General features: G+C 68.7%; 17 protein-coding genes and 3 pseudogenes. 8 read left to right on the top strand and 12 right to left on the bottom strand.

The window, feature by feature from the left end; genetic code table 11:
- The 4 genes and pseudogenes from ABZ924_RS32695 to ABZ924_RS32680 all read left to right on the top strand — a co-directional run.
- Positions 1-80 (top strand): annotated as a pseudogene (locus ABZ924_RS32695) (urease subunit gamma); the annotation flags it as partial.
- A 686-nt stretch (positions 81-766) separates the two neighbouring features.
- Positions 767-3,280, top strand: coding sequence for a Helicase associated domain protein (locus ABZ924_RS32690; RefSeq protein WP_361917994.1), 2,514 nt, complete (start codon positions 767-769; stop codon positions 3,278-3,280).
- Between the two features lie 119 nt (positions 3,281-3,399).
- Positions 3,400-5,124 carry an AAA family ATPase gene (locus ABZ924_RS32685; protein WP_361917992.1) on the top strand — a complete coding sequence of 575 codons (1,725 nt, stop codon included), beginning with the start codon at positions 3,400-3,402 and terminating at the stop codon, positions 5,122-5,124.
- Positions 5,125-6,296: 1,172 nt separating this feature from the next.
- Positions 6,297-6,503: a hypothetical protein gene (locus ABZ924_RS32680; protein WP_361918006.1), complete on the top strand. Its 207-nt coding sequence runs from the start codon at positions 6,297-6,299 to the stop codon at positions 6,501-6,503.
- Between the two features lie 206 nt (positions 6,504-6,709).
- Here ABZ924_RS32680 and ABZ924_RS32675 read toward each other — a convergent pair whose 3' ends face one another.
- Positions 6,710-7,249 (bottom strand): hypothetical protein, encoded by a 540-nt coding sequence (locus ABZ924_RS32675; RefSeq protein ID WP_361917989.1) that lies wholly within the window; start codon positions 7,247-7,249, stop codon positions 6,710-6,712.
- A 288-nt stretch (positions 7,250-7,537) separates the two neighbouring features.
- On the opposite strand from ABZ924_RS32675, the gene ABZ924_RS32670 reads away from it, so the two are divergent.
- Positions 7,538-7,795 carry a hypothetical protein gene (locus ABZ924_RS32670; RefSeq protein ID WP_361917987.1) on the top strand — a complete coding sequence of 86 codons (258 nt, stop codon included), beginning with the start codon at positions 7,538-7,540 and terminating at the stop codon, positions 7,793-7,795.
- Positions 7,796-8,099: 304 nt separating this feature from the next.
- Here the strand turns inward: ABZ924_RS32670 and ABZ924_RS32665 are convergent, their stop codons facing one another.
- Positions 8,100-9,431 carry a hypothetical protein gene (locus tag ABZ924_RS32665; RefSeq protein ID WP_361917984.1) on the bottom strand — a complete coding sequence of 444 codons (1,332 nt, stop codon included), beginning with the start codon at positions 9,429-9,431 and terminating at the stop codon, positions 8,100-8,102.
- 221 nt (positions 9,432-9,652) lie between these two features.
- Between ABZ924_RS32665 and ABZ924_RS32660 the strand changes: the two genes are divergently transcribed.
- Positions 9,653-9,868: a DUF6207 family protein gene (locus ABZ924_RS32660; protein WP_361917981.1), complete on the top strand. Its 216-nt coding sequence runs from the start codon at positions 9,653-9,655 to the stop codon at positions 9,866-9,868.
- A 68-nt stretch (positions 9,869-9,936) separates the two neighbouring features.
- On the opposite strand, the gene ABZ924_RS32655 is transcribed toward ABZ924_RS32660, so the two are convergent.
- From ABZ924_RS32655 to ABZ924_RS32645, 3 genes are all read right to left on the bottom strand, one after another.
- Positions 9,937-10,212 carry a hypothetical protein gene (locus ABZ924_RS32655; RefSeq protein ID WP_361917979.1) on the bottom strand — a complete coding sequence of 92 codons (276 nt, stop codon included), beginning with the start codon at positions 10,210-10,212 and terminating at the stop codon, positions 9,937-9,939.
- A 203-nt stretch (positions 10,213-10,415) separates the two neighbouring features.
- A complete protein-coding gene (locus ABZ924_RS32650; RefSeq protein ID WP_361917976.1) occupies positions 10,416-10,772 on the bottom strand; it encodes a hypothetical protein in 357 nt (118 codons plus the stop codon).
- 677 nt (positions 10,773-11,449) lie between these two features.
- Positions 11,450-11,920 carry a hypothetical protein gene (locus tag ABZ924_RS32645; protein ID WP_361917973.1) on the bottom strand — a complete coding sequence of 157 codons (471 nt, stop codon included), beginning with the start codon at positions 11,918-11,920 and terminating at the stop codon, positions 11,450-11,452.
- Between the two features lie 272 nt (positions 11,921-12,192).
- Between ABZ924_RS32645 and ABZ924_RS32640 the strand changes: the two genes are divergently transcribed.
- Positions 12,193-12,660, top strand: a complete 468-nt coding sequence (locus ABZ924_RS32640) for a hypothetical protein (protein ID WP_361917970.1) — start codon at positions 12,193-12,195, stop codon at positions 12,658-12,660.
- 581 nt (positions 12,661-13,241) lie between these two features.
- Here ABZ924_RS32640 and ABZ924_RS32635 read toward each other — a convergent pair.
- The 7 genes and pseudogenes from ABZ924_RS32635 to ABZ924_RS32605 all read right to left on the bottom strand — a co-directional run bounded on the left by ABZ924_RS32635 (position 13,242) and on the right by ABZ924_RS32605 (position 22,910).
- Positions 13,242-13,568: a hypothetical protein gene (locus ABZ924_RS32635; RefSeq protein WP_361917967.1), complete on the bottom strand. Its 327-nt coding sequence runs from the start codon at positions 13,566-13,568 to the stop codon at positions 13,242-13,244.
- Positions 13,565-15,301, bottom strand: a pseudogene (mobF, locus tag ABZ924_RS32630) (MobF family relaxase). The gene ABZ924_RS32635 and the pseudogene mobF overlap by 4 nt, the downstream one beginning before the upstream one ends.
- Before the next feature lie 905 nt (positions 15,302-16,206).
- Complete coding sequence (locus tag ABZ924_RS32625) at positions 16,207-16,737, bottom strand: hypothetical protein (protein WP_361917964.1); 531 nt, start codon at positions 16,735-16,737, stop codon at positions 16,207-16,209.
- Entirely contained in the window at positions 16,734-18,587 is a 1,854-nt protein-coding gene (locus tag ABZ924_RS32620; RefSeq protein WP_361918003.1) for an amidase domain-containing protein, read from the bottom strand. The genes ABZ924_RS32625 and ABZ924_RS32620 overlap by 4 nt, the downstream gene beginning before the upstream one ends.
- 324 nt (positions 18,588-18,911) lie before the next feature.
- Positions 18,912-20,603, bottom strand: a pseudogene (locus ABZ924_RS32615) (DNRLRE domain-containing protein); the annotation flags it as partial.
- Between the two features lie 914 nt (positions 20,604-21,517).
- Positions 21,518-22,171 (bottom strand): DUF1906 domain-containing protein, encoded by a 654-nt coding sequence (locus tag ABZ924_RS32610; RefSeq protein WP_361918000.1) that lies wholly within the window; start codon positions 22,169-22,171, stop codon positions 21,518-21,520.
- A 457-nt stretch (positions 22,172-22,628) separates the two neighbouring features.
- A complete protein-coding gene (locus tag ABZ924_RS32605) occupies positions 22,629-22,910 on the bottom strand; it encodes a hypothetical protein (RefSeq protein WP_361917961.1) in 282 nt (93 codons plus the stop codon).
- Positions 22,911-23,014: 104 nt separating this feature from the next.
- Here ABZ924_RS32605 and ABZ924_RS32600 point away from each other — a divergent pair.
- Positions 23,015-23,179, top strand: a 165-nt coding sequence (locus tag ABZ924_RS32600; protein WP_361917997.1) for a transposase, incomplete at its 3' end; no start/stop codon positions are given.

Genomic DNA, 23,179 nt, shown 5'->3' with positions numbered 1-23,179 from the left:
TCGGCCGCGCCGAGGTCATGGAGGGGATCCCCGAGATGATCCATGACGTCCAGGTCGAGGCGACCTTCCCGGACGGCACAGGGCCGGCCCCTTCGGGGCCGGGGTCCTGCGCTTCGCTTCGGACTGCTCGGGTTCGCTTCGCTCCACCCGAGCTGCCCGCTTCGCGGGTGGGGGTCACTTCCCGCGCGGCGCGCGGGAAGTGACCCCGTTTCACGGGCTCCAGCTGTATGGCCTGTTGGGGTGTCCGCTTCGCTCCCACCCTGGGCCTTCCGGCTTCGCCTTCAGGCCGGGGGCCCCGCATGCGGGGCCCGGCTGGCAGCAGCTCTACGCGTCCTCGGCTGCTTGCCGTTGGATGCTACCTCCGTATGGCCGTCCGGTCTGGGGGTTGATGGCCCCAACAAGATCCTTGGCTTCAGCGTAGGTGTCCACGATTACTGTCTCGAATCCGGACGCCTGGCCGTTCTCGTCTACCTTCGGCCGCTGCACTTTCCAGGGCCCTTCTCCCGAACCTTCGTTAGGTGGTCCGCTCCCGTCGCGGAGGTGGAGGAAGTTGCTGTCACTGCGGATCATGGCCGTCCTCTCGCGAGACGTGGATGTCTCCCTGATAGGACAGCGCGGATCCTGATGCTCAAGCTAGCGCCGTTCGAGTGCAGGATCACTGCTGACCGCTGTACAGTCATCAGCATGCATCACGCTTTGATGCGGTGTGTAGCATCCCGAGAACTTGGCGACTCCCGCCTGGCAGACTGTTTCAGTGGAGCGACGAATGCAGAAGCCCGGTGACATCACGCTCCGGCCGCACCAGGAAGAGGCCGTGGAGGCCATTGTCAGGGGACTCGATATTCCGCCGGGAAAGCGTATCCCCAAGGCTGGTCTGCGGGCAACGGTGGTGGCCGCGTGCGGGACCGGGAAAACACACATGGCGGCCGCGGCCGCGCTGAAACTCGCCCGCGGCGGCAGGGTCCTGGTCCTGCTGCCCACCCTGGACCTGCTCACCCAGACTGCCCACGAGTGGCGCACAGCCGGCCACACCGGGCCCGCGGTCGCCGTGTGCTCACTGGAGGACAACGCCCAGCTGTCCGGCCTGAAGGTGCGCGCCACGACGTCGGCCCCCCAGCTCGGCCTCTGGCACGGCCGCGGCCCGGTCACCGTCTACGCCACCTACGCCTCCCTGCCGGTCATCGCCGAGGCCCACCGCGGGGAGTACGGGTTGCCGATGGAGCCCTTCGACCTGGCGGTGGTCGACGAAGCGCACCGGACGTCGGGGTCGGCGGGGAAGGCCTGGGCGGACATCCACCGCCAGGAGGTCATCCCCGCCCGGCGCCGGCTCTACATGACGGCCACCCCGCGGATCTGGGCCGAGCGGCCGAGGACGCCGGCGCAGATCAGGGCAGCCGCGGCGGCCCACCGGCGGGCGGAGGAGAAGCGGCGCAAGGAAGCCGCGGCCAAGGGAGAACCGTTCGTCCCGCACCACGAGGCGCTGCCGGCGGAGCTGGCGTGCTCGATGGACGACGTCAAGGTGTTCGGTCCGGTCGTCTACGAGTTGTCGCTGGCGGACGCGATCTCGCGCGGGCTCCTGGCCCGGTATCAGGTCGTCGTGGCGGAGCTGGTCGACCCGGTGGTCACGCCGGACCGGCTCTACGGCACCGAACGGTGGGACGAGGAGCTGCGCGGCGAGCGCCTCGCCGCCATGCAGACCGCCCTCCTGGAGACCATGGCCACCCACGGCCTGAAGACGACGATCACCTTCCACCACCGCACCATCGAGGCGCAGGCCTTCGCCGAAGGCCTGCCGCGGGTCGCCTCTCGTCTGCACGCCGTCGACCCTGTCCGGCACCCCGCGAAGGTGTGGACGGGATGGCTGCGCGGGCAGCACGCGCCCGAGCACCGCGCCGAGGTTCTCGCCGACTTCGGCCGCCGGGCCGGCCGCGCCGTCCTCGCCAACTGCCGCGTCCTGGGCGAAGGCGTCGACATCCGGGCCGTGGACAGCGTGGCCCTGATCGACCCCAAGGGCTCCGCCGTCGACATCGTCCAGGCCATCGGCCGAGCCCTGCGGCAAAAGCCCGGCGAAGGGAAGATGGCGACCCTGATCGTGCCGGTATTCCTGGACAAGGACGAGAATCCCGAGGACATTCTTTCTTCGAGGTCCTATGGGCCGTTGATTCGGGTATTGCAGGGGCTTAGGGCGCATGATGAACGCGCCGTGGAAATGCTCGCAATTCCCCAAGAAGCCCAGAAACGCATCGTAGCGCCGTCGCGTCTGATCGGCGAGGCGCCCGACGAGGGCCAGGAGGAGGGCCGGCTGCTGCTCCGGTTCGCTGCCCCCCGCGACCCCGCGCTGATCGCGAAGTGGATCAGCTACCAGGTACTGAACACCGAGCGGGAGGACTGGCGTCGGGGCATCGAGGCAGCGTGGCGGTACCGGGAGCGGGAGGGAGACCTGGAGGTGCCCTACGACCACACCGAGGACACCTACCCCCTCGGGCGGTGGCTCTCCGACCAGCGCAGGGCGTTCCGGGCCGGGACGATGACCGGGGAGCGGGCGGCCGAGCTGGAGGAGCTGGGGATCGTGTGGGACACCGCCGACGCGGCCTTCGAGACCAACCTCGCCGCGGCCCGGGCGTACTTCGAGCGGCACGGCACCCTGGCGGCCCCGCGGGGCGCGGCGATCCTGGACGTGCAGGTCGGGCAGTGGCTGACGAACGTGCGCCGGCCCGGCGGGCTCGGGAAGGACCCGGTGCGCGCGAAGCGGCGGGCGGCGGCGCTCGACGCGATCGATCCGGACTGGAACCCCGCAATGCTGGGGTGGACTGTGGACTGGCAACGGCACTACACCTACCTCGCCCAGCTCCTTCACGAAGGCGCCCGCCTGACGGCCATCACCCCGGGGGTCACCCGGCACGGGGAGGACATCGGCCGGTGGCTCGCCACCCAGCGCCGCGACTTCCGCCGGCTGAACGAGGAGCAGCAGCGCCGCCTCGCCGCGCTCGGGGTGAAACCGGCACGGGCCGTACGGCCGCGTGTGGCGGCCGCGGGCCAGGGTGCGACCACCACGTCCGGGCGTGCCGCGGAAGCCTTCCACAAGGGCGTCCAGGCCCTCGCCCAGTACCTTGCGCGGGAAGGCGGCGGCGTGCCCGGCCGGTCCCACGTCGAGCACCTCCCCGACGGGACCGCCCACCGCACCGGGGTATGGATCGTCAACCAGAAGCAGCGCCGCGACCGACTCCACCCCAACCAACTCGAAGCCCTCGCCCACCTCGGGGTGGAGTGGGCGCAGTAGACCGGGCACCTGGCCTGGGGCGCGTCTGCACCGCCGCCGCACAAGGGCAGCCCGCCCGGTAGGCTGCGTCGCCAACGGGCTGCACCGAAAGCAGCGCGCGGAGGTCTCATGGGGGGCCTGTGTCAGTCGCCTTCGCGGTCGCAGAGATCACGTTCGTCGATGGGACTGTGATCGTCCCTCCGACGAACGGTATGACGCTGTTCATCGGACCGAACAACAGCGGTAAGACGGCTCTCCTCCGCGAACTTTCGCCCCTCGTCACCAACCCTATGACCAACTTCAGCGCGCTCTGGGTACGCCAGGCCCTCTCATTCCACGAAGGCTCCGAGGAGGAGTTCCTGACGTGGGTTGGCGAGCGTGGTCACCGCTCTTGGAACGTCTATGGTCAACCGCACCTGCGCGGTGGGGCGAACTACGCTGGTTCGCTTGCGCGAGCGGACGCGGGAAGGCATTGGACTCAAGGAGGATATGGGGAGCTTCGAAGCATGCTGGTGACGGATCAGTGGACTGACAGCCGCCTTCACGTGCGCGCGGCTTCCAGTCGCTGGGACCATGCCGAACCTGCTGCCGACCCCGTGCAGTTCCTCTACGAGGACCCGGCTCTTCTGCGGGCCTTCTCCGCGTACACCGTGGAGGCGTTCGGCGAGGATATCGCGGTGGACTGGACCGTGCCGGGGCTTCAGCTACGGGTGGGTAACACGGGGATGGCCGATGTGACGCCTCCCTCGGCCGATCTGGTGGCGGCCTATCGCCGGCTCCCGGACTTGTCGGCCCAAGGCGATGGTTTCAAGTCCTTCGTGCAGATCCTCCTGCACACGATGCTGCGGCCCACTCCCGTGATCCTGATCGACGAGCCGGAGGCGTTTCTCCACCCGCCTCAAGCGCGCTTGCTGGGGCGGATCCTGGCGCAGATGCCGGAGCAGACTCAGGTGTTCGTCGCCACGCACAGCTCCGACTTCCTGGCAGGTGTCCTGGAAGCCAGGACGTCGCGCGATCTCTGCCTGGTCCGACTCGACCGTTCATCCGAAAGTCCGCGTGCGCGCGTCCTGGCCCCTGACGCCGTTACCGATCTTCTGAGCACCCCTCTACTGCGCTACTCCAACATCATTTCCGGTCTCTTCTACGACCGGGTTGTCCTCTGCGAGTCCGAAGGTGACTGTCAGTTCTACGCCGCATCCTTCGATGTCACCCGCGATAGTTCAGCAGCGTATGAAAACACCCTCTTTCTCCACACCAGCGGCAAGGCGCGGCTCGCTGACACCGCACGTCGACTCCGCCAATGCGGCATTCCCACCGCCGTCATCGCCGACCTCGACCTCCTGAACGACCACGGCACTGTCAAAAGGGCCGTAAGTGCTCTCGGGAGTGACGTCACGCCCCTGACCGCCGACATCAAGGCGCTCAACGACCACGCGAGCGGTCAGCGGACCTTCCTTACCCTTGAAAGCTTCCGCAAGGAACTGGCGACCGTGCTGACCGGGCCCGGAAACGATCCGCTGACCGAGCACATGACGGACCGGGTCAAGAAGATGATCAAGGGATCATCCGGCTGGGGTGCCCTGAAGAAGTCTGGTCTGAACGCGCTCAGCGGAGAGGCGTACGCCGCTGGTGAACGGCTGCTGAATGCGACCGCAGACCTCGGGCTGTTCCTCGTTCCCTGCGGCGAGCTGGAGTCCTGGGTACGCAGAATTTCTTCCAGCAACAAACAGAACTGGCTCGCAGAAGTCTTCAACAGCGACGCGTACCTAAACCCGTCATCAGAGCTCCAGGCCTTCTGCAGGCAGATCCGATACTTTCTGCAGCAACCCGTGAAGGAATCCCCGGAATCGGTCGAAAGAGTCTGACAGCCCGGGCGGGCGGCCATGGCGACGTGCGCCGACTCTGACCTGCGCCAACGCGCAGTACCTCACTGTCTCTCACCCCGCTGTCACGGAACCGAGAGATCGGAGTCCGCCAGCCCGCAGGCTCCCACCAAGGAGCCCGTATGCGCCCGACGGACGGCGTACATCGGCCAGGGGCCGACGCCCTGCACACCCCAAGCTGAGCGCGATGCGTGGCCGTCCCCGGGCGCGGCATGGGATGTTGTCTTGGGCCGGGGTCATTCGTCCTCGTCGATGAGGAAGCCCGCATGCCCTGACGTCCCATCAAAAAATGGCCCGGCCTGCAGGCAGTCCAGCGGCATACGGGCTTGGGGTTCAGGCGCTCGCGTGGCGTGGCAGGAGGGCCCGCCGGGGCGCGGCATGACGGGCCGGCTCATGACTACGGGTGGCCTGGAGACGGGAAAGCCAGAGGGAAGTAGTGGCGAGCAAGCCCGTGAAGACCGCCAGGAAGAGAAAGCAGGCCCACATCTGCCGACTTCCGGGATGGGCCCACCCCACCAGACCCTCACGGACGCCCACAGCAGGAGACCCGCCGTGTAGAAGGCGCGGACCCGGCGCGGCTCGCGTACGGCCCGCAAGGACATTAGGTGATCATTCTTCGGTGCCATGCCGGCCCGTGTACCTCATGAGACACGATCCATCGGAGGGCCCCCTGAAGTGGTGACTTCACGAATAGGGACAACAGCAGCGCCGCGTTGCCGCGCGAGTGCCGCACATGCATGGCTGACCTCAGGGTCGGCCCTGTTTCATTACTTGCTTCCCGTGACTGCGCTTGCGTGTCAGCCCGCAGCCAACCCCGAACCGCGGGACGTCGTCCACGGTCACGTCTTGGCGCAGCCGCTGTAAGCGCAGCGGGTGGCGAAAGACGCCGCCGTGGTCGATTGCCCGGTCGGTGCTGATCTCCGCCACCAGCTCGGGGCGGACCAGGACCGCGTCTGGGGGTTCTCGCGAACCCCAGGACGCTGCGAACCGCACTCCGGTCCACGGGTGTCTAGGGTCGGCAGCGGCCAAGTGCTCGCCAACCTGGAGAGCCTGCTCCGGACGCAGCGGCACCGTACGGCCGACCGCACGCAGCCGGCCAGCCTACCGCCCGCCGCGGCCAGACCCAGACGAAAGTCGAACAGGTCGCTACCGCCATCAGCCAGCTCCGCCGCGAACGCGGTCGGCTCACCGTTCGCGGCATCGCTCAGCGCGCCGACGTGTCGGCCACGTTCCTCTATGAGAACGCCGAAACCCGTGCTCTCGTCCAGAACGCCATCACCACCAGCCGAAGCCGTTACGACCGGCAGACCCAACAGCAACACGACCCGATGGAACTTGCGCGAACGCGCATGGAACGCTGAGGCCGAGCTCACCCACACGGCGAATCACTCCAGTCTCTAGCCACCGAGAACACCACCCTCTAGCACCGCGTTCAGCAGATCACCGAGAGCACCGCACCCTCCAGGGGCGACTCGAAGGGGCACGTTCTGACCTCCGCTTCGCCCAAAAGCGCATCGCTGCTCTCGAAGCAGAGCTTCTGGAGAGCAAGGATGGAGCCATCTGAGAGTTAGGCCTGCTCTGGGCGCGCGCCGAGCGGGAAGGTCTCACGGAGTAGGTCACGCAGTTGCTGGCGGGCATCACGCAGCGCATCGACGGTCCGCTCCAGTTCGGTGGCCAGCTCTTCAACGGCCTCGATGGGCGTGTCCGGATTGGACAGGGTTAGAGGCAGACTTTTGCGATGCTCCCGGATCCATGCGGACCGGCTGGTGATGGCTGCCTCGAAGGACCCCAGGACCTCAGGGCAGTACAGCTTCATCATGTTGCGCAGGCTCCGGCGTGCGGCCTGACGGCGATGTGAACCCTGCCACCGCTTGGCCCATTGGGCCTTGCTTTCGAGCAGGGCCTGAATCTCGGCTTCTCGCCGGTCGACATAGCCGTGAGCGTGGTTGTTGACCGGGGTAATCTCTGTGAACCCCACGCGAGCAAACGGATTGAGCCAGCTGCGGCGGGTCACATCCGGCCTGTTGCCTTCAAGGGTTTCCCAGGCGAAGCGGTTCGTCGCTTCTGCTGCATCGCACCACTCATCCAGGACGACGTATAGCTCCATGAGGGCATCCCGAGCGTTGGGCCAGGCTACCGAAGAGCCGGACAGCCCGCGAAACGCGGTGACGACCCCAGAGCCAGCCTTCACCACGGCACTGACCTCGACGCCTGAAACCACAGCCACACCCCCACGACTCGTCTGGATGAAGTCACAGTGCCGCATTGCCGCTTCACACATCGTGCGTTTTCGCAACCCGGCACATCGTTGTTGGCGACGCTGGGCGGACGTGTGAGCCGTCGCGGAAATACACGTGAGAGTTCACCCCAGGTCAGAGCCGGTCCTGCCATCAGCATGGTCGGTAAAACCGACTTCGAGTGGATGCGCCGCCTGGGCTGGATCGCTCCGGTCTGCTGGGGCCGCGCCCAGTTCGGCGCGCGCAAGGCTGGCGCCGTCGACGTCCCCCGCTTCGCCGCCGGGCACGTCGACGACCTGCCCGGGGCACACCCCGAGGTCGACTGGGTGCAGCTGCGCACGGTCGGCAAGGGCCGGCGCTCTCCCCTCGCCGGACTCCAGGCGCAGCCGGCCCGAGCGCGCCCGCCCCTGCCCTGATGGACGGCACCTCTTCCCTCGGCTATCGCGTGGGAAAGAGGTGTCGTTTTGTGAAAGGGGCTTGCCCACGGCCATTGACCTGGGGAAACAGAAGATCATCGGATTCGGGGGGGGTCCCACCTCCGGTCACACCTGCGGTCCCCCGCCTAGTGCACCCCTGCAGACAACCCTCCAGCCCCCTTCCGGTGCAACCCTCCAGCGGGTCGGGGTGCGCCCGGGCAAGCCTTCCCCCGGCCGGGGGAGGCTTGCCCGAGCGCGCTGGACGGGTGAAGGCAGTGCCTGCGGTGTGACTGGGTTCTCCTGGCTAGCTCTCGGAGGGTTTCGCGGAGGGCGGCAGGGCCATGTCGAGGAGCACGTCGATGGTCTTCTCGCCCAGTTTGCTGTCGAGGTGGAGGGATCGGCGGATGATCTTCCCGACGGTCTCCGGGTCCACGTTCAGCCGGGTGTGGGCGTCCAGGCAGATCTCGCTCAGGAGGTTGGCGGTGTGATCCGGCTTTCGCTGGATATACCAGTCGAAGATCTGGACCACCTCGCGGCGGAGGGTGCCGAGCCACATGCCGCTCCTCCCCTTGTGGACTCCTGTGGCCAGATGGGAGAGCACGGCCTCGATCAGCGTCGTGCGCAGTGCCGACATGGGGATGAGGCTGTTGGGTCCCACTGTGAGGGAGACCGCGGGCCACCAGGCGAGGGTCTTGGCTGCCTCCTCGGTCTGCTTCCCGTCTCCCTGGATGACCTTGGTGAGGCGGTTGTGGTCGGCGACGAGTCCCTGGGGCTGCGGGGTGTCGAAGGAGGTGGTCGCGGAGAGGAGCGCGCCGGGGCCTTGGGCGCGCTGGTGCTGTTCGGCCCAGTCCCGGGCCACGGGCTGCGACCACAGAGGTCCACCTACGCCGTGGGCCTGTGGCTCGGGCATCTTGTGGTCTTCGTACTTCGGGTCCGGGAGGTCGTCCTCGCGGATGTTCGCGATCTTCGCCAGCCCGGCGCGGTCCACCAGGAGGCGCGGCTCCAGCTCGGGGGCTTTCAGGTCGACGACGCACTCGTCGAGCGGCCGTGCGTCCGGCACGCGTCGGCGGTGCTCCGCCCACAGCGCCAGGTGATCCCGCCAGTTGGGCAGGGCCGTCTTGCGCGCGGTGAACCCGGCGATGGTGGCGATCGCCGCCTTGCCGGGGTCGGCGGGGTGGACCAGGAGGTCCGCGGCCGTGACGGTGAGCGCGTCGCGAACGGGGCGGGCGTCGTAGCGTTCGTAGGCGCCGTCGAAGACCACGCCGGGCCGGTGCCAAGCGGTGCCGTCCCACCAGTAGCCGCCGTGCCGGTACAGGAAGCCGGTGTGGCTGTATACCCAGTCGTGGTGGAGTCCGCTCCAGCTGCCGTCGGTGACCAGCACGACTGTGCGGCCGTGTTCGGGGTGGTAGTGGACGGCCCACGCGTACGCGCGATTCTTCGGCTCGGTGGTGAACGCCACCCAACCGTCGCCCGGTAACGGGTCGGTGCGGCCCCACAGTCCCTCGCCCTGGTCCCGGCCGGTGCGCTCGATCGCGTCCGGGTTGTCGAGCGGCAGCCGTTCGTCGTTGATGAACGGAAGGCCCGGAACGGGATGATCGGTACGAAGTCCGTTGGCCACCGGACGGAAGTCACCCAAGATCTTCTCTCCCTTGCGACGTGAGAACCCGCGCGACGCGGGGGTAGGTCCCCCCCATCCCTGCGGCAGCATCGGCTTCGTTAAACCGCTGGGGCGGGACATCGAGCGGAGCCGTACGAGCGGTCCGTCCGGCAGGGCGATGTCCCTCCGGTCCGCGCACGTGCGGGTGAACCCATCTCGGCCGGCGAACCGTTCCCCGCCGCGCTGTCGTCGACAAGGGGATGAAGCCGATCCACGAACAGCACATCGCAGAGCCCGGCCTGGTCGTGCTCGACATCACCGGCGGGGATGAGGACACCGTCCGGGGCGTCATGACCGCGCTGGAAGAACGCTGGGCAACCTCCGGCATCGGCCCGATGCGCCGGGACCCTGGCGAGCCCGGTGTCCGGGCCCGGATCTACGCCGACGTCCTGCGCCCGGGACGGGAAGCCCCATAGCCACAGACCCTGGGCAAGCCGCCCTCGCGGAGGGCTTGCCCAGGGTCGCCTCAGGCTTGCCCAGGCACTCAGGCTTGCCCGGCTACCGGCGCCCACAGCGGGCGGGCACGGCCGGTGCCGTCGCAGTGGAAGCACCGGCCGCCGCCGGGCGTGCTGCGGGCCTCGATGGTGCCGACGGCCTGGCGCAGGAGCTGGGTGAGGCCGTGGACGTGGGCCGGGTGCAGCGTGAGTTCGTCACGAGTGCCCACCACGATTTCCAGCGTCTCCCCGGAAAGCGCACGCCGCTCGTCCGTTTCCAGGGCAGCAGGGATCAGATTCGCCAACAGGTTGTACAGGTCGGCCATGGTCTCTTGGCTTTGCTCACGGGTTTTGACAGCCGTTGTTCGCCATTTCGAAAGGCAGCCGAATCCGCCCTGGGGCTGTGTTCACGGAACGGGAGGCACCCAGCGGTCTGCCTGATGTGGCGTCGCCATGGTCCCCGCACGGCTCCGGTGAGGCCCGCCAACGCTGACATTGACGGGCCCGAGCGACAGAGGGGTGCGCTCATTTACGGGGCGGTGACCACGTCCACGTTGGTGACCTTGGCGCAGATGGCGTATGCCCTGAGCTTGCCGGGGGTGTTGGGGTCCATGTTGGTGGCGTAGGCCCACCACTGCTGGTTGCCGTTCGGGAAGCTGGAAACGAGCTTGTAGTTCTGCGTGTAAGAGTTCCCGGACGTGACGTTGGCTCCGCCGCCCGTGAGCGTTTCCCCGGCGGGGCAGCTGGCGGTGGCCGCGGCGTTGCCGGCGAAGCTGCCGGTGGCCGGGGGAATCGTGACCTCGGCCCCCTGCACGATGTGCAGATCCGAGTTGGCCTGCGCCAGCCCGGCCGTTCCGAACATCATCGCGACGGCCGCAGCGGTCACGAGAGACTTCTTGAGCACAGGATTCTGCTTTCGCTTGCTCCGATGGGAAATCTCGCGCGTCATGCGTGAACTTGCCAGAGACATATCAAGACTCTTCGGATAATCCAGCCCGCCTCGCGATGAGGATCAACCGTTCGCCGTAGATGTTTTCGACCAGCCGGCCGTGGTGCCCTCGCGGGCCTCGGAGCAAGTCCGACCAAGCAGAGCTCCCAGCGCCTGCCTCAATCAGGCCCGTCGGGAACGCCGGTGCTCTCGGAACTCGTGAACAGTGAGCCCCTGTATCGGGGGACCTGGCGCCCCCCGAATCGGCGTCGATGTGCTGTCCAATCTCGGGTTCTGGCTCGCTTTCCGTGATGCGCGCACGCTGAGTGACGACTGACGCTCCGATCAGACTCCGGGAAGTTGCCTGAAAATGACCAGCGCCGAGCTTGGTGTGGTCGACAGTGCGGCGTCGTGGAAGAGAAGTCGCCCCGCTTGGAGGGCCTGCTGCTACCGTCCATCTCGGCTGTGTCGGCCAGGTCGGGCGCGGCTCCGGCTCGGGCTGCCGGGCACTGCTGGCGTACGTCATCGTCGAGGCTCCTCACGCGGGTGGGCGTGGGACTCCGGGCAGAGTCCCGCATTCACCTGCTACAGGTGTCGCGGAAGCCGATGGTGTGACGCCTGTTATCGAGCCGTGATCATTCGGCGGGTGCGGTGCAAAGCTCGGAGACGATCGTGAACGAGGTCGTCACCATCGGCACTGCCATGGCCGGCGGCATCGCCGCGGGCGTGGTCTGACCGTGCGCCATGCCGTTGCGGATCTGCCGCCCGTAGTCGAGGTACTCCGCCTGCCTCGCAGTCAGGACGCCGGTCTCGGCGCCCTGCTTGATGAGCTGGTGCAGCGGCTTCTTGCCCGCGCCCGGGATGCGGTCGCGCAGCACGATCTCCACCGCGATCAGGGAGTGCATGACCGCCACAGTGGAGAACTCGAAGCAGTAGTACGACTGGCGCAGCAGCTCCCGGGCCGTGCGCAGGATGGTCGCTGCGGCCTGGGGAACGCCGTCGGGCACGACCAGGTCCTCCACGAGGTCGTGCATGTCGGCGTACTGGCCGACGAAGTAGTGGGCGCGTTCGTCGGGCACCGGGAACGGGAGGCGCTGCGTGGTCATCTCCGGAGGCTCCCAGCGACGTGCCGGGTCGGGCAGCGGCTTTTCCCCGGCCGTCGCTCAGCGTGCCGGGACGGAGATCTCTCCCCCGCCGAAGTGGGCGGTATGTCGCACCTGGCGGGCCACGTCAAGGAGAAACGCGCCGCGGTCCGAATCAGGACAAGGGGGCGGGTGGTGACCGTCGGTGCGCGGACTCTGTCCACAGGGCCGCTCCCCGAGTCTCGGAACCTGGGGCCGTCGCGATCCGCGCGGTGGCCCGTACGTGAGGAGCCGTCATGCCCGAGACCACCGCCCTGCCGCTCGCCCCGATGACCCCGCACGCGGCGATCAGCGCGTTCAGCTACCTCCGCGCCGTCCAGGCCAGGGACGTCGAAGCCGCCCGCGAGTTCGCCGGCGCCGAGCCGCGGATGGCCGAGCTGGTTGTCGACGCCGTCGAGCGGATCATCGTCCCCGTCACCGCCCTGCCCGGCCCGGAGGCCGGTGAGCCGACCACGGAGATGTTCGCCCTGGAGGCCCTCGGGCGGGTCCTGGTGGCCTCCCTGCGAACCTGGGCGCAGGCCGGGCCGGACGCGGCGGAGGGCATCGCCTGCGCCGTCATCGACTTCGTCGTGCAGTTCCTCACCGACGACCACGAGGACGTCGCCGATGTCCTGCGCCAGCTGGAGGCGGTGGGAGTGGGCCAGGCCCTCGCCGCCCACCCCGCACCGGACGGTGCCCACCTGGTGCACCTCTCCATCGTGTAGTCCGCACCGGGACGGCGGTGGTACCTCACCGCGGCCATCGGGTGGCCTCCACCCGATGGACGCCGCACCGCACCGCACCGCACCGCACCGCACCGCACCGGGACCATGATGTGCGCCACCGTGCACCGCACCAGGTGCGCGGCCGCGTTGGCGGGCCCTATCACACACCCCCTTGACCAAGCCCTGATCGGCGGCCGCAACCCCCTGTGTCAAGGAGAAACATGCCACTGAAGAACCTGATCAAGGGGTGGAGCCGACACCGGTCAAGGGGGTCAGCCGAACCTGGACAAGGGGTGGAACCGAACCTGGACAAGGGGTGGCCCGTGCGGGGCGGAGTCCAGGTGCGGCGCACCAGGTGCGGGCGAGGGTGCGCACCCGGGTGCGGTGCGGGACATCGTGGTGCGCCCGAGAGTGGAGCCCACCGTCCATCAGCGCGCACCGCGGTGGACTCCACCGTGTGTAATTCACCGCGTGGGTGGGCTCCACTCGGTGGAGTCCACTGAGTGGAGCCCACCGGGTGGATCCCACTCGATGGGGTCCACCCGATGTCCGGGCGGTTCACTCGGTGGACGATGCCCTCGTCACCCCAGCCAGGCGTTCGAGTGCCGCATCCGGGACAGGGCGCGGCTGTCGCGGCGGGCCGCGGCGCTGCCGATGCGGTTCTGCCGGGGCCGGGGCCGGCGCGCCTGGGCGCCGTAGAACCGGCGGACACCGGCCGCCTTGAGCCGCTTGCGCTGCTTGGCCAGCTCCTCCTTCTTCGCCTTGATGGACTTCGGCTTCCGGGGCCGCTTCCAAATCGGCTGCCAGTCCGTCGGAGGCGCGTACGCCTCGGCGCGCTTTTGGGCGGCCTCCTTCAGCCGGGCGGCGACGGCTTCGATCCTCGGGTCCGCGGGCGGCGTGGTGGTCATGCGATTCCTCCGGTGGGTGTGGTCCGGCCCGGCGCGGGCTGGACAGGCTGCTGGACGCTCGGCGGCGGGGCCGCCGCGGACTTGAGCGAGGGGCGGCGGGCGGCTCGTTCCCGGATCCCGGCCTGGAGCAGGGCGGCCATCTCGTCGGCGGCGGCCCTCAGCGTCCGGCTGGTCAGCTCCACCGCGGCGACGTCCGTCGTCGGCTCCAGGTTCCGGCCGGCCCTCCGCCCGGGCCGGGGGTTCAGGGTGGTCGGCACGGTGACGGTGTGCGGCCGGGGCCGGGAGTTCAGGCGGTCCGCGCGGCGCAGCGCGTGAACGCGGGCGGTCAGCGCCCCGGCGGCAAGACGGGCCCGCTCGTACGGGGCGGCGGACCGCTTGCGGGTCAGCGCGCGCAGCACGGCCCGGTCCTCGGTGTCGTGCGGGTACAGGGCGCGCAGGTCGGCGGTCATCATCCGCCGGCTGGCCGGGCGGGTGTAGCCGTCGATGGCCGCCTGGACGATCTCCTCGTCCAGGCCGGACCGGTGAGGTCGGCCTCGCAGGACGTAGGAGAGGTGGCGGCGGGCTTCGGCGAGGAGGTGGTGGTGCTTGAAGGCGCCGCGCATCACGTACACCACGGCGGCGACGTTGACGGCCGCCAGCGCGACGTCGACGAGCGGGCGCACCCGTGCCCATGTCGCCGCGGCTGCTGCTCGTGCGCGCTCCGCCAGGCGGTCGATGACGTCGGCTCCGTACGCCTGGGTCGCCGAGTCCCGCCAGGCGGTGCGCAGCTGGGAGAGCGAGCGCAGTTCCTTGCGCTTGGGTCGGCGGGTCTGGTCGGCGGCCTGGCAGGCGATCGTGTAGGCGGCCCGCTCCCCCGGGGCGTGCCCGTGCCGTTCCTCGTAATTGGCGGTGAGGACGGGGAGGGCGCCCTCGATCTGCTGGCGGCGGGTGGACTGCCAGCAGATGAGCCGCTGGTCGATCCCGGCGATCTCCATGACCGGGCGGCGGCCGGGCGTCACCTCGCGCGGCTCCCACGCCCAGCCGAGCCGGGCGGAGACCTCCTCCATGAAGTGGAGGGTGTAGAGGGCGTCAGCTGCGACGATGTGGGTCATCAGGGCGCCGGCCGTCTGGTTGCCACACGTGCCGTCCGGCCGCCGGGCGCGGATCGACACCACGGCGTGATCGTGGAGCAGGGGCCGCGAATCGACGGCGCGGGACTCGTAGTGCCGGAAGACCGCGACGATCAGACCATCGCGGACCCGGGCGCGGTTCTTGCCGCCGCTCTTCTACCGGATCTCCGCGACCGCGTCCTCGAGCCAGGCCAGCGTCTTGTCCCGGGCGATGTCCTGGCACATCTCCAGCACCAGCCGGGTCTCATCGTCCATGAGCGCCCACGCGATGTGCACGGTCGGCGGGGGCCGGAACACCAGGCCCATCGCCAGCCAGGGCGTGCGCTGTTTGGCTTCCTCGGTCTCGGGCGACTGGTTGTGCTCGATGGGCCTGCCCAGCACGGTCGCCCGCCGCGCCTTCGCCGGGGTGTCGCCCGCCTCCAGGCGCTCGCGCTCGATCCGGTCGGCGTCCGGGTGCCGGCCCTCGCCCAGGAGGAGTTCGGCCTGCCGCTCGGTCACCACGTCCCCGGCCGCCAGGCCGACCGCGGCCAGGCCCCGGCCCTTCCACACACCGGGCGGGACGCCGGCCTCCTCCTGGGCGGCGCGCAGCGGCTTGCCCGCAGGGCGCCGGCCGTCGCCGACCATCACGCCGCGGAACGGGTACTGCCACCCGTCTCCCGGACGGAAGTCCTCTCTACTGATCACCGAGTCATGGAAACCCGCCCATGACCTGCGGAGAAGCGCGATCCGGGGTTCATCCCGCCCGGCGGGAAACCATCAGCAAGATGTTGGCGGAGCGTCCCGCCAGGCGGGCCGTCCCGGCAGCCCGAGACGGCCAGCCACGTGTGCGCACTCTTCCGCGCATGAACACCACCAGTACGGCGAGCCCTGCCCCCTCTGCCAAGCACCCCTGCTCTTGGACGTGCTCCAGGTGCGCTCTGGGCAGTCCGAAGCTCGAACGTGGGTGGAGGTGATGCGGGAGCACTACGGCGACAGCTGATGGTGCCGTGCGAATGCTGCGCCCCGCCCCCACGAACCCCACCTGGCCCAGAGTTCCACTCCAGCCGGCTCCACCGTCACCGAGAACACCGCAACGCACGACTGCCCCAACCACCCACAACCGCTGAGCACACCACGTCACCGATGCCCTTCAGCACGAACAGCCACCCTCGCCCCCAGCCACCAGCTGGGGGCTTCGTGCTTCCCGGAGGAGTTCACGTGCCCACGTACGAGACCCTGCCAGATCGCTGACGATTTCGCACAGGCCCAGGACTGGGGGTCCGGGCGCATGGCCGTCTTCGACCGCAGCAGCGTGTAGGTGTTCTTGCGGCCCCACAGGGCGCCGCGGACTCCGGCCGAGGTACCCGCGCCAGGACGCCCTGGCCGCTCTCCCGGATGCCGGATTTCCGTGGCCCGCTGCTGCCCGGGGGCTTGCGCCACCAGCGCTGTGTCAGCCGGCCCGCTTTCGCCTGCCAGGAAAAAAAGGGGGCGCCGTTCCCCGCGACTTCGCGCAGGGAACGGCGCCCTTGACAGGATGGAACCGGATCAGGTCACGGCGTTGACTTGGAACCGAGCTCGCCCGGCGACTTTGGAATCCAGGGGGCTACGGCGGTGGCGGAACCGGGGTTCGGCTCGTTCATCTTCACCCGCCAGACGCCCTTGCGGTCCACGGTCGCAGGTTGGACGTAGATCTCTTTGATCTGACCGGTGTCGTGCAGGTAGAGCACGACGGTCTGCCGGTACGAGCCCTCGTCGTAGAACTCCGCGGTGACCTTTCCGCCGGCGCCCTTGCGGAACGCTGCGATCCAGTTCTGGGCGGTCTTCTCGACTGTGTCATCGTCCGTCTCGTCGGGGGCCAGTGCCGCCAGCTCGCCGACCTTCCCGTCGGCGATCCGCCACACCAGCTGCTGGGTAATCTCCAACGTGCCCGTGGACGGGTACCCGACCACAGCGAGCGGCGGGTGGCTGCTGTAGTCCCCGGCGTACTGCAAGTCAGCGGCGTTGTCTTCCGCCGAGCAGGCGGTCAGCGCGCCGAGCGCCAGGGCGCAAACGAGCGCGGCTCGCAGGACCGATCGTCTCACCGCGACCTCGGCCTCAGGGCACCGATCTCCACGATCTCGCCCTTGTTCCTGGCGATCATCTCGGGCAGGCTCGTGAGCGGCGCGTACCCGTGCTGGGCGATTTTCACGACGCCTCCCTGGATTCCCCTCACCACGGCTGCGTGGTTGTACTGGTTGTCACCCTGGTACCTGAAGAACAAGACGTCTCCAGGGCGCAGATTATACGAGCGGTTGACATACCCCGGCTGCCGGTAGTTCAGCAGGTGCGTGAACAGGGCATTGGCTCCGGACCAGGTGTAACTCTGCTTCGGCATCCAGCTGAAGGTCGGGTTCCGCCACCAGACGTTGCTGTTGGTGTACCACCCGGTGCGCATCTTCATGCCGCCGCCGTAGTACAGGGACTTCGAAACGAAGTTGGCGCAGTCGTTGTTCCTGTAATCCACCGGGTCATAGGCGTGGGTGAGGGCCCAGCTCGCGGTGCCCGAACCGTTGACGTACGAGGCCGTGCGGGCGCCTGCCTGGGCCGCGGGCCCGTCCGACAGAGGGAAGCCGTCGGCGCCGAGCGCGATGGGTTCCACGGCGCCGGTAGGCGCGGCCGGGGCATCGGCCGGTGCGGCAGCCACCTGGGAGCCCGCCGCCGCCGTGGTGGAGAGGGTCTGCCCCGCCTCGATGTCGTCGGACTCGCTCTCCAGCTTCGCGGCGCCCGCGACGACGTTGAACACGAACCGCCGGTGACTGCGGTTCTCCGACACCTCGTCGACGCCGTTGACCCGCAGCGTCACCGTCTGGATGACGGTGCTCCGCACCAGCACGCGGCCGGCCTCGCCATTGTGGACCGTGGTATCCGTCAGCGCCGAGGAGGCACCGACATAGGCCTGACTCTGGGTTTCCAGGGCCTCGCGGGTGCCGACCACGGGATCCTCCTGCACGCCGAGCAGCTCACCGAAGACCGCAGCATGAGGCGACTCGGCCGCGGCGTCGGCCGCGGTGAGGCTCACCCCCGTCGTGACCTTGTTGCGGGCGCTCAGGTACGCCCGGACGTAGTCCTGGTAGCGCGTGGCTCCCCCGGCCACTGGAGAACCCTGGACCAGCGCGCTACGCGACACCGGGCCGCTGCCGGCGCCGTTCTTCGCTGTCACGGCGACCCGGTAGGAGACGGCGTTGTCCAGCCCGGTGAAGACGGCGCGCGGTACCGTGCCCTCCGACGTGCCGACCACCGTACCGTCGCTCTTCTCAGCCTTCGCCACGTACGTGACCTCGCCGTTGGCGCCGCTGTCCATGGGCGGGTTCCACGTGGCGAGCAGACCCAAGTCACCCGCGGTCGGGACGACATCCGTGACCGAGCCGGGGGTGGTCGGCGGGAGGTACTCGACGGTCAGCTTGGGCTGCTTTGCGGCGTCCGACGCCGCACCCGAGTGGTAGGAGGCCGCTGCCGCGGCACCAGGGACGGTGAGTGCCATGCCCTCGTTCGTGCCGCGATCCATCCAGGACTGCACCAGCGTTCCGAAATCGATATCGGTCAGCACGGTGTCCGAGGCATAGCTCTCGTCGCCGGCGGCGGTGAGGAGGTCCTTGCCGCTCTGCGTGGCGGTCCAGGCCGTGGAAAGCTCGTACACGTCCGGTTTCTGCGCCGCGCACTGCGTGGTGCAGTCGGCGCGGGTCAGAACCAGCTTGGCGGAGGTGACCCGCGCACCGGGCGGCAGGGCCGAGAGGTTCGCCTTCAGCTGCGTCGCCCAGGTGTGTCCGTCGACCGACCCGATCCGAAGCTGGTCGGCCGGCGGTGTGGCGCAGCCGGGCGTATCGCAGTCGGTGGGGGCGGAAACGTTCGCGAGTGAGGTGCCGGTGATGGTCAGGGACTGCCTGGCGGGCATCGGGGGCAGTGCCTGGGGGCGGACCGTCAGGTTCTGCTCGGCCGACCAGGGCGAGCAGCCGACGCTGTCACAGGCTCGTACGGACCAGCGGTACGTCGCGCCGTCGGTGAGCTTGCCCTCCGGGATCTGCAGGGCGGCCCGGCTTCCGCTTTCCACGCCCACGGGAGGCAGCGGAAGGCCGGGAATGGGGTTCCCGGCCGCGTCCTTCAGCGAGAACTCGGCGTTTACGCGGGTTTGCGCGGGGGACGTGGCGATCGCGGACAGGATGGGCGTCAGGGTCTGCTGGGCGCCGGCCTGGATGTCGTGCGGGACGTCGGGCAGCGGGCTGACCGTGAAGATGGTCCAGTTGGACCACGGGGACCAGCCGTTGCTGTAGTGGGTTCCGTCGTAGGGCGAGGTGCGGAAGCGATACATGCGCCCGTGCTGGAGCACGCCCGCCGGTACGACGACCGACGCGGGGGTGCCCGCAGGGACGTACGGCGACACCAGTGTATTTCCGACCTGGGTGTTGGTGGCCGCGTCGAAGATCTGGAAGGTGCCGTTGACCGTGTCGCCGTCCTTGTCCGCGAACGTGTCGCGCAAGGTCGGCGTCGTCGTCTCGACACGCCACGCAGGGGTCTTGTCCTGGACGAACGGAGGACCGGCCTCCTGCTTCGTGCCGGTCTGCGGACGGAAGTTGTAGGTAACCGTCAGCTTGGGCGGGTTGGACGTGGCATTCGCAGAGTTGACGCGCTTCCACTGTCCGGTGACCGACTCCGACGAGGCGCGCAGTCCCATGCTGGACAGCGGCGCCTTCGCGGAGGCCCACATCTGCGCGAGGGTGGTCACGTCGGCGTTGATCCAGCCATCCGGGGCCGAGGCGCAGCCGGGATTGCCGCGGGTCTCGGTAGACGTGGCGTATTTGGTGCCCATGGTCGGCTGGTTCGTCCAGCGCGATGCGGTGGTCGGGGTGCCGGAGTCCCAGACCTCCCACGGCTGCACAACGCAGTCGGTGTTGCCCGAGTGGAAGTTCCACAGGCTCAGGGTTGCGCTGGAAACAAGTGCGTCCGCGATCGGAGCAGTGTTCCAAGTGATGAAGGAACGTGCGGTGCGGAAGGTGCCGTCCGCGTTCTTGGTGCCGGGGTTGCCGAAGTCGAGTTCGGTGTCGTTCGACCAGTCGATGGTCTCGCCCTGCTGGACGTAGGTGTCGAAGACACTGCCCAGCGAGGAGGTAGAGGGGTCCACCGTCACGGGATACTTGGTGGCCGGGTCCGCCAGGAACTTCGCGTCCGGAGTGACGACGAGGTCAACCGTGTCCTTCCCCTGGACCACCTTCATCGCCGCGGGCACCTTGCGGGTGTGTTCCCCAGAGACCGGATCGACCGTGGAGTCCCACATCACCGGGGCCGGCATGACCGCAGTCCTGCGGCTCTTCTTGTCCGAGAACTGCATGCTGCCGTCGGCTTGCTGTTCCACCTTCAGGCCCTTGGCCACCAGCGGCAGGGTATATGAGTAGTTCTCGCCCGCCGGGCGCTGCTTCAGCTGGACGAACTGCTCGAAGCCACTGCGAGTGGCCTCGATCACGACGTCGCCGCCGGGGACGGCGTTGGTGTACTCGGCGCGGGCCCCGTCGAGCTTGGGGGCCGGCAGGGCACCCTTCCACTTGAGGATGATCTGCTGGTCGCCCTCGCCCAGGGTGACCAGATCGGTGCTGGTGTAACCGACGGAGGGCCCGGCTGACGCAGCGGCCTTGGCCATCCGCGGGAGGCTACCCGCAGCCAACTTCAGGCCGTGCGGATGCGCCTTGGACCCGACGGACCCGTCCGCGCCTTGCCCCAGGGTCACATCGACGTTGCGCCAGCCGCGTCCCTGCTGGTCGTAGAAACGGATGGGCCCGGCGGCCACTTCGGTGGTGAGCGTGCCGTTCGGGTTCACCCACGTCGTGGACGTCTCGGACCGCTCGGAGACCGCCTCCACACGATGGCCGGCGGTCCGCGCGCCCACCCTGGCACGCGCGAGGTCGAGCGCTTCGGTCACCCCACCGGACTGGCTTGCGGAGGTGCTCGCCGGAGCGGCATCCGCTGTGTTCGAACCCTGCAGCAGGGTGGCGGTCACGATGAGGGCCGCCCCGCCCGCTATCCAGTGGGTGGTCCCCCAGGGCCCTCTCCCACGGCGATGTGCCGCGGAGAAACGAGTAGCCATACTTCCTCAGTCTTCCTATGAGTACCGAGTGATCTCGATACAGGAAGCTGCAACGTAGCGCCCTGACCAGGCATTTCATCTCCGGAAACGGACAAGGAGGACACATCTTGCACCTCCCGTGACGCAATTCACGCCACTGGCTCGGATACGCCGCCCAGGCCTGACGGCACAACCACGGAGCCTCGGCACTGCCACACCTCTCCTCACCCAGGGACCCAGCGACGAGCGCGGCGTCCTGTGGACCAGATCTACCGGCTGGCGAGCTTGGCATGGCGACTGCGCCAGCGATAGGACCGAGCCCAGGAACGGGCAGACATGATGCGCGCCCACTTCGAGAGCACCCGTGCCGTGCAAAAGCTGCGTGCGACCACAGGAGCACCAGCCGTCCCGAAAACGCCCTGCAACCGACTTCCCGCTTCCGCCCATGCCGCCGCCCGGGCACGGACAGCAGCACCAGACCGACCCCACCGCTCGTGCCGTCCGCGGTCTGCCACACCGACAAAGGCCTCGGCCCGGGCAATGAAGCCAGGCAGCGCCTTCTACCTGAACACGGAACCCTTCAGCCTCTCCGACACGCCCTGCCTCGACGCGTCCTCACCTATGTCCGGGCCTGGGACAAAGCCGTCCCGCGATTCCTTGCTGGTCCGGGCGGAGCCGGCCGTCCGTAACGCGTATGACGCCGTGCTCGGCGGTCCGGAGCAGGTGAAATGCCCCTGGGCGGGGCGAGGTACGGAGTGGGCGCGGCGCTGTTATTTGGTGATCACGGCGACCGGGGCGTCCCAGTCGTTGCGGTCGACAGTGAGGGTAACGCCGCCCCAGGTCTCTGTGCTGTCGACCCAGTACTGATGGGCGCGGCGGTGTTCGGTGTACAGGTTTGGGTTCCAGGGCCAGTCGCGGGTGGTGGTCTTGTCCTTGTCCCACAGCGCGTACCAGAAGATGTCGGGGAGGTTTCTGCGGTCCTCGGCGGTTGCCACTGCGGCGGCGCTGCTGCTCGTGAAGCCGTACATGCCCGCCCAGTAGCCCTTGACGCGTACCGCTTGGTCCCAGGAGCGGATATAGGTGAGTACGGCGTTGAGACAGGAGGCGTCGGAGAGGTTGAACGGTTCCATGTCCAGATAGAGGGCGCTGCCCGTCCTCATACCCAGGGCCGAGGCCTTGGCGACGGCGTCGGCGCCGTTGGCGGCACCAACTGTGGCGGCGTCGTCCGCGGTGAAACGCTCCGGGTTGCGGCTGGTCTGGCACGGCGGCTGGGCGCCTACGTAGAGCGGCACCAGCTTCCAGCCGGCCGCGTCAACCGTCTTCACCCAGTCCGGGGTCAGCTGTGGCTGGGCGCACCCCCGGTTCTTCCCTCCGATATATACGGCCGCACCACCGTAGAATTGCCCAGACCTCCACGCCTTCATCGCGGCCAGGGACGGTGCGGTGCAGGTGTCGAACACTCGCCCCTCGTACAGAGAAGGCGCTGGCCGACCCCTGCCGGCCTTGGAGGTATTGAAGTTGAAGGTAACTGCGTTGGCGCTGACAGCCCCCACCAACGCAAGGGTCACTCCCGCGGCAGTCCAGGTCAGGATGCGGGCACGTCTGGACCTACGGTGCTTGGACATGAAGGTCCCTCCACGGGATGCGGATGATTCGTTGCCATAGAAGACCGCGCCGTACGGCCGAGGCCAACCCGCTGGCATAGGTGGCTTGAGCCTGCTGCTGTTGGGCTAGGTGATCGTAGCCCCCAGAGCGCTGCTGGTCAGGGTCAGCCGCCGGACCCGTCCCAGCGTTCCGCTCGCTGGGGCACGGGTCGTACAGGGCCCGGCCGCCGGCGCCGAACTGTCCGAGCTCGGTCGGTCTACGTCGAGGCGGGCGGCGTCAGCCGTCGTCGGCGTTGAGGCCCTTGTTCCAATGCTTGTACAGGGTGCGCACGTAGCCCTCGCGCTGCTCGTCAGCGACGGCGAGCTGGTCGATTGCCTCGAACAGCGGCAGCGGCACCGCCCGCGCGCCGGAGGCACCGGCTTGGCGCCGGACGGTATGAGGGGCTGCGGATGCGGTGGGCGGAGTGTGTGTGGCATGGGCGGGGGCGCCGCCTGCGAGCAGGGGCAGGGCAGCGAGAATCAGCGCGGGAAGGCTACGCTTGAGGACAGTCTTGATCACGAATCTGGGTGTAGCGGCCGTCGGCAATCCCAGCCAAGGATTGTCTAGTAGTGCTTTTGTTAGCTGGTCTTGTCGCGTCGTGTGTGCGGTAGTTCGCTGGCTGTATGAGGGCTGGGGAGCTTGCCGCGGTGCGGGGCCGGTTGGAGGAGTTCGCGTCCGAGGTGTTCGCACCGTTGGTGCGGCGGGACCAGCGCGAGAAGGGCGCCTTGTATCTGCGGGGACTGCTGCTGGAGGGCCGGCGGAAGTCGATGCAGCCGATGGCTGAGCGG

The sequence above is a fragment of the Streptomyces sp. NPDC046876 genome (assembly GCF_040645035.1).
Taxonomy (GTDB): Bacteria; Actinomycetota; Actinomycetes; order Streptomycetales; family Streptomycetaceae; genus Streptomyces.
The sequence above is the reverse complement of the archived record's forward strand: the minus strand, read 5'-3'. Positions and strand labels throughout refer to the sequence as shown.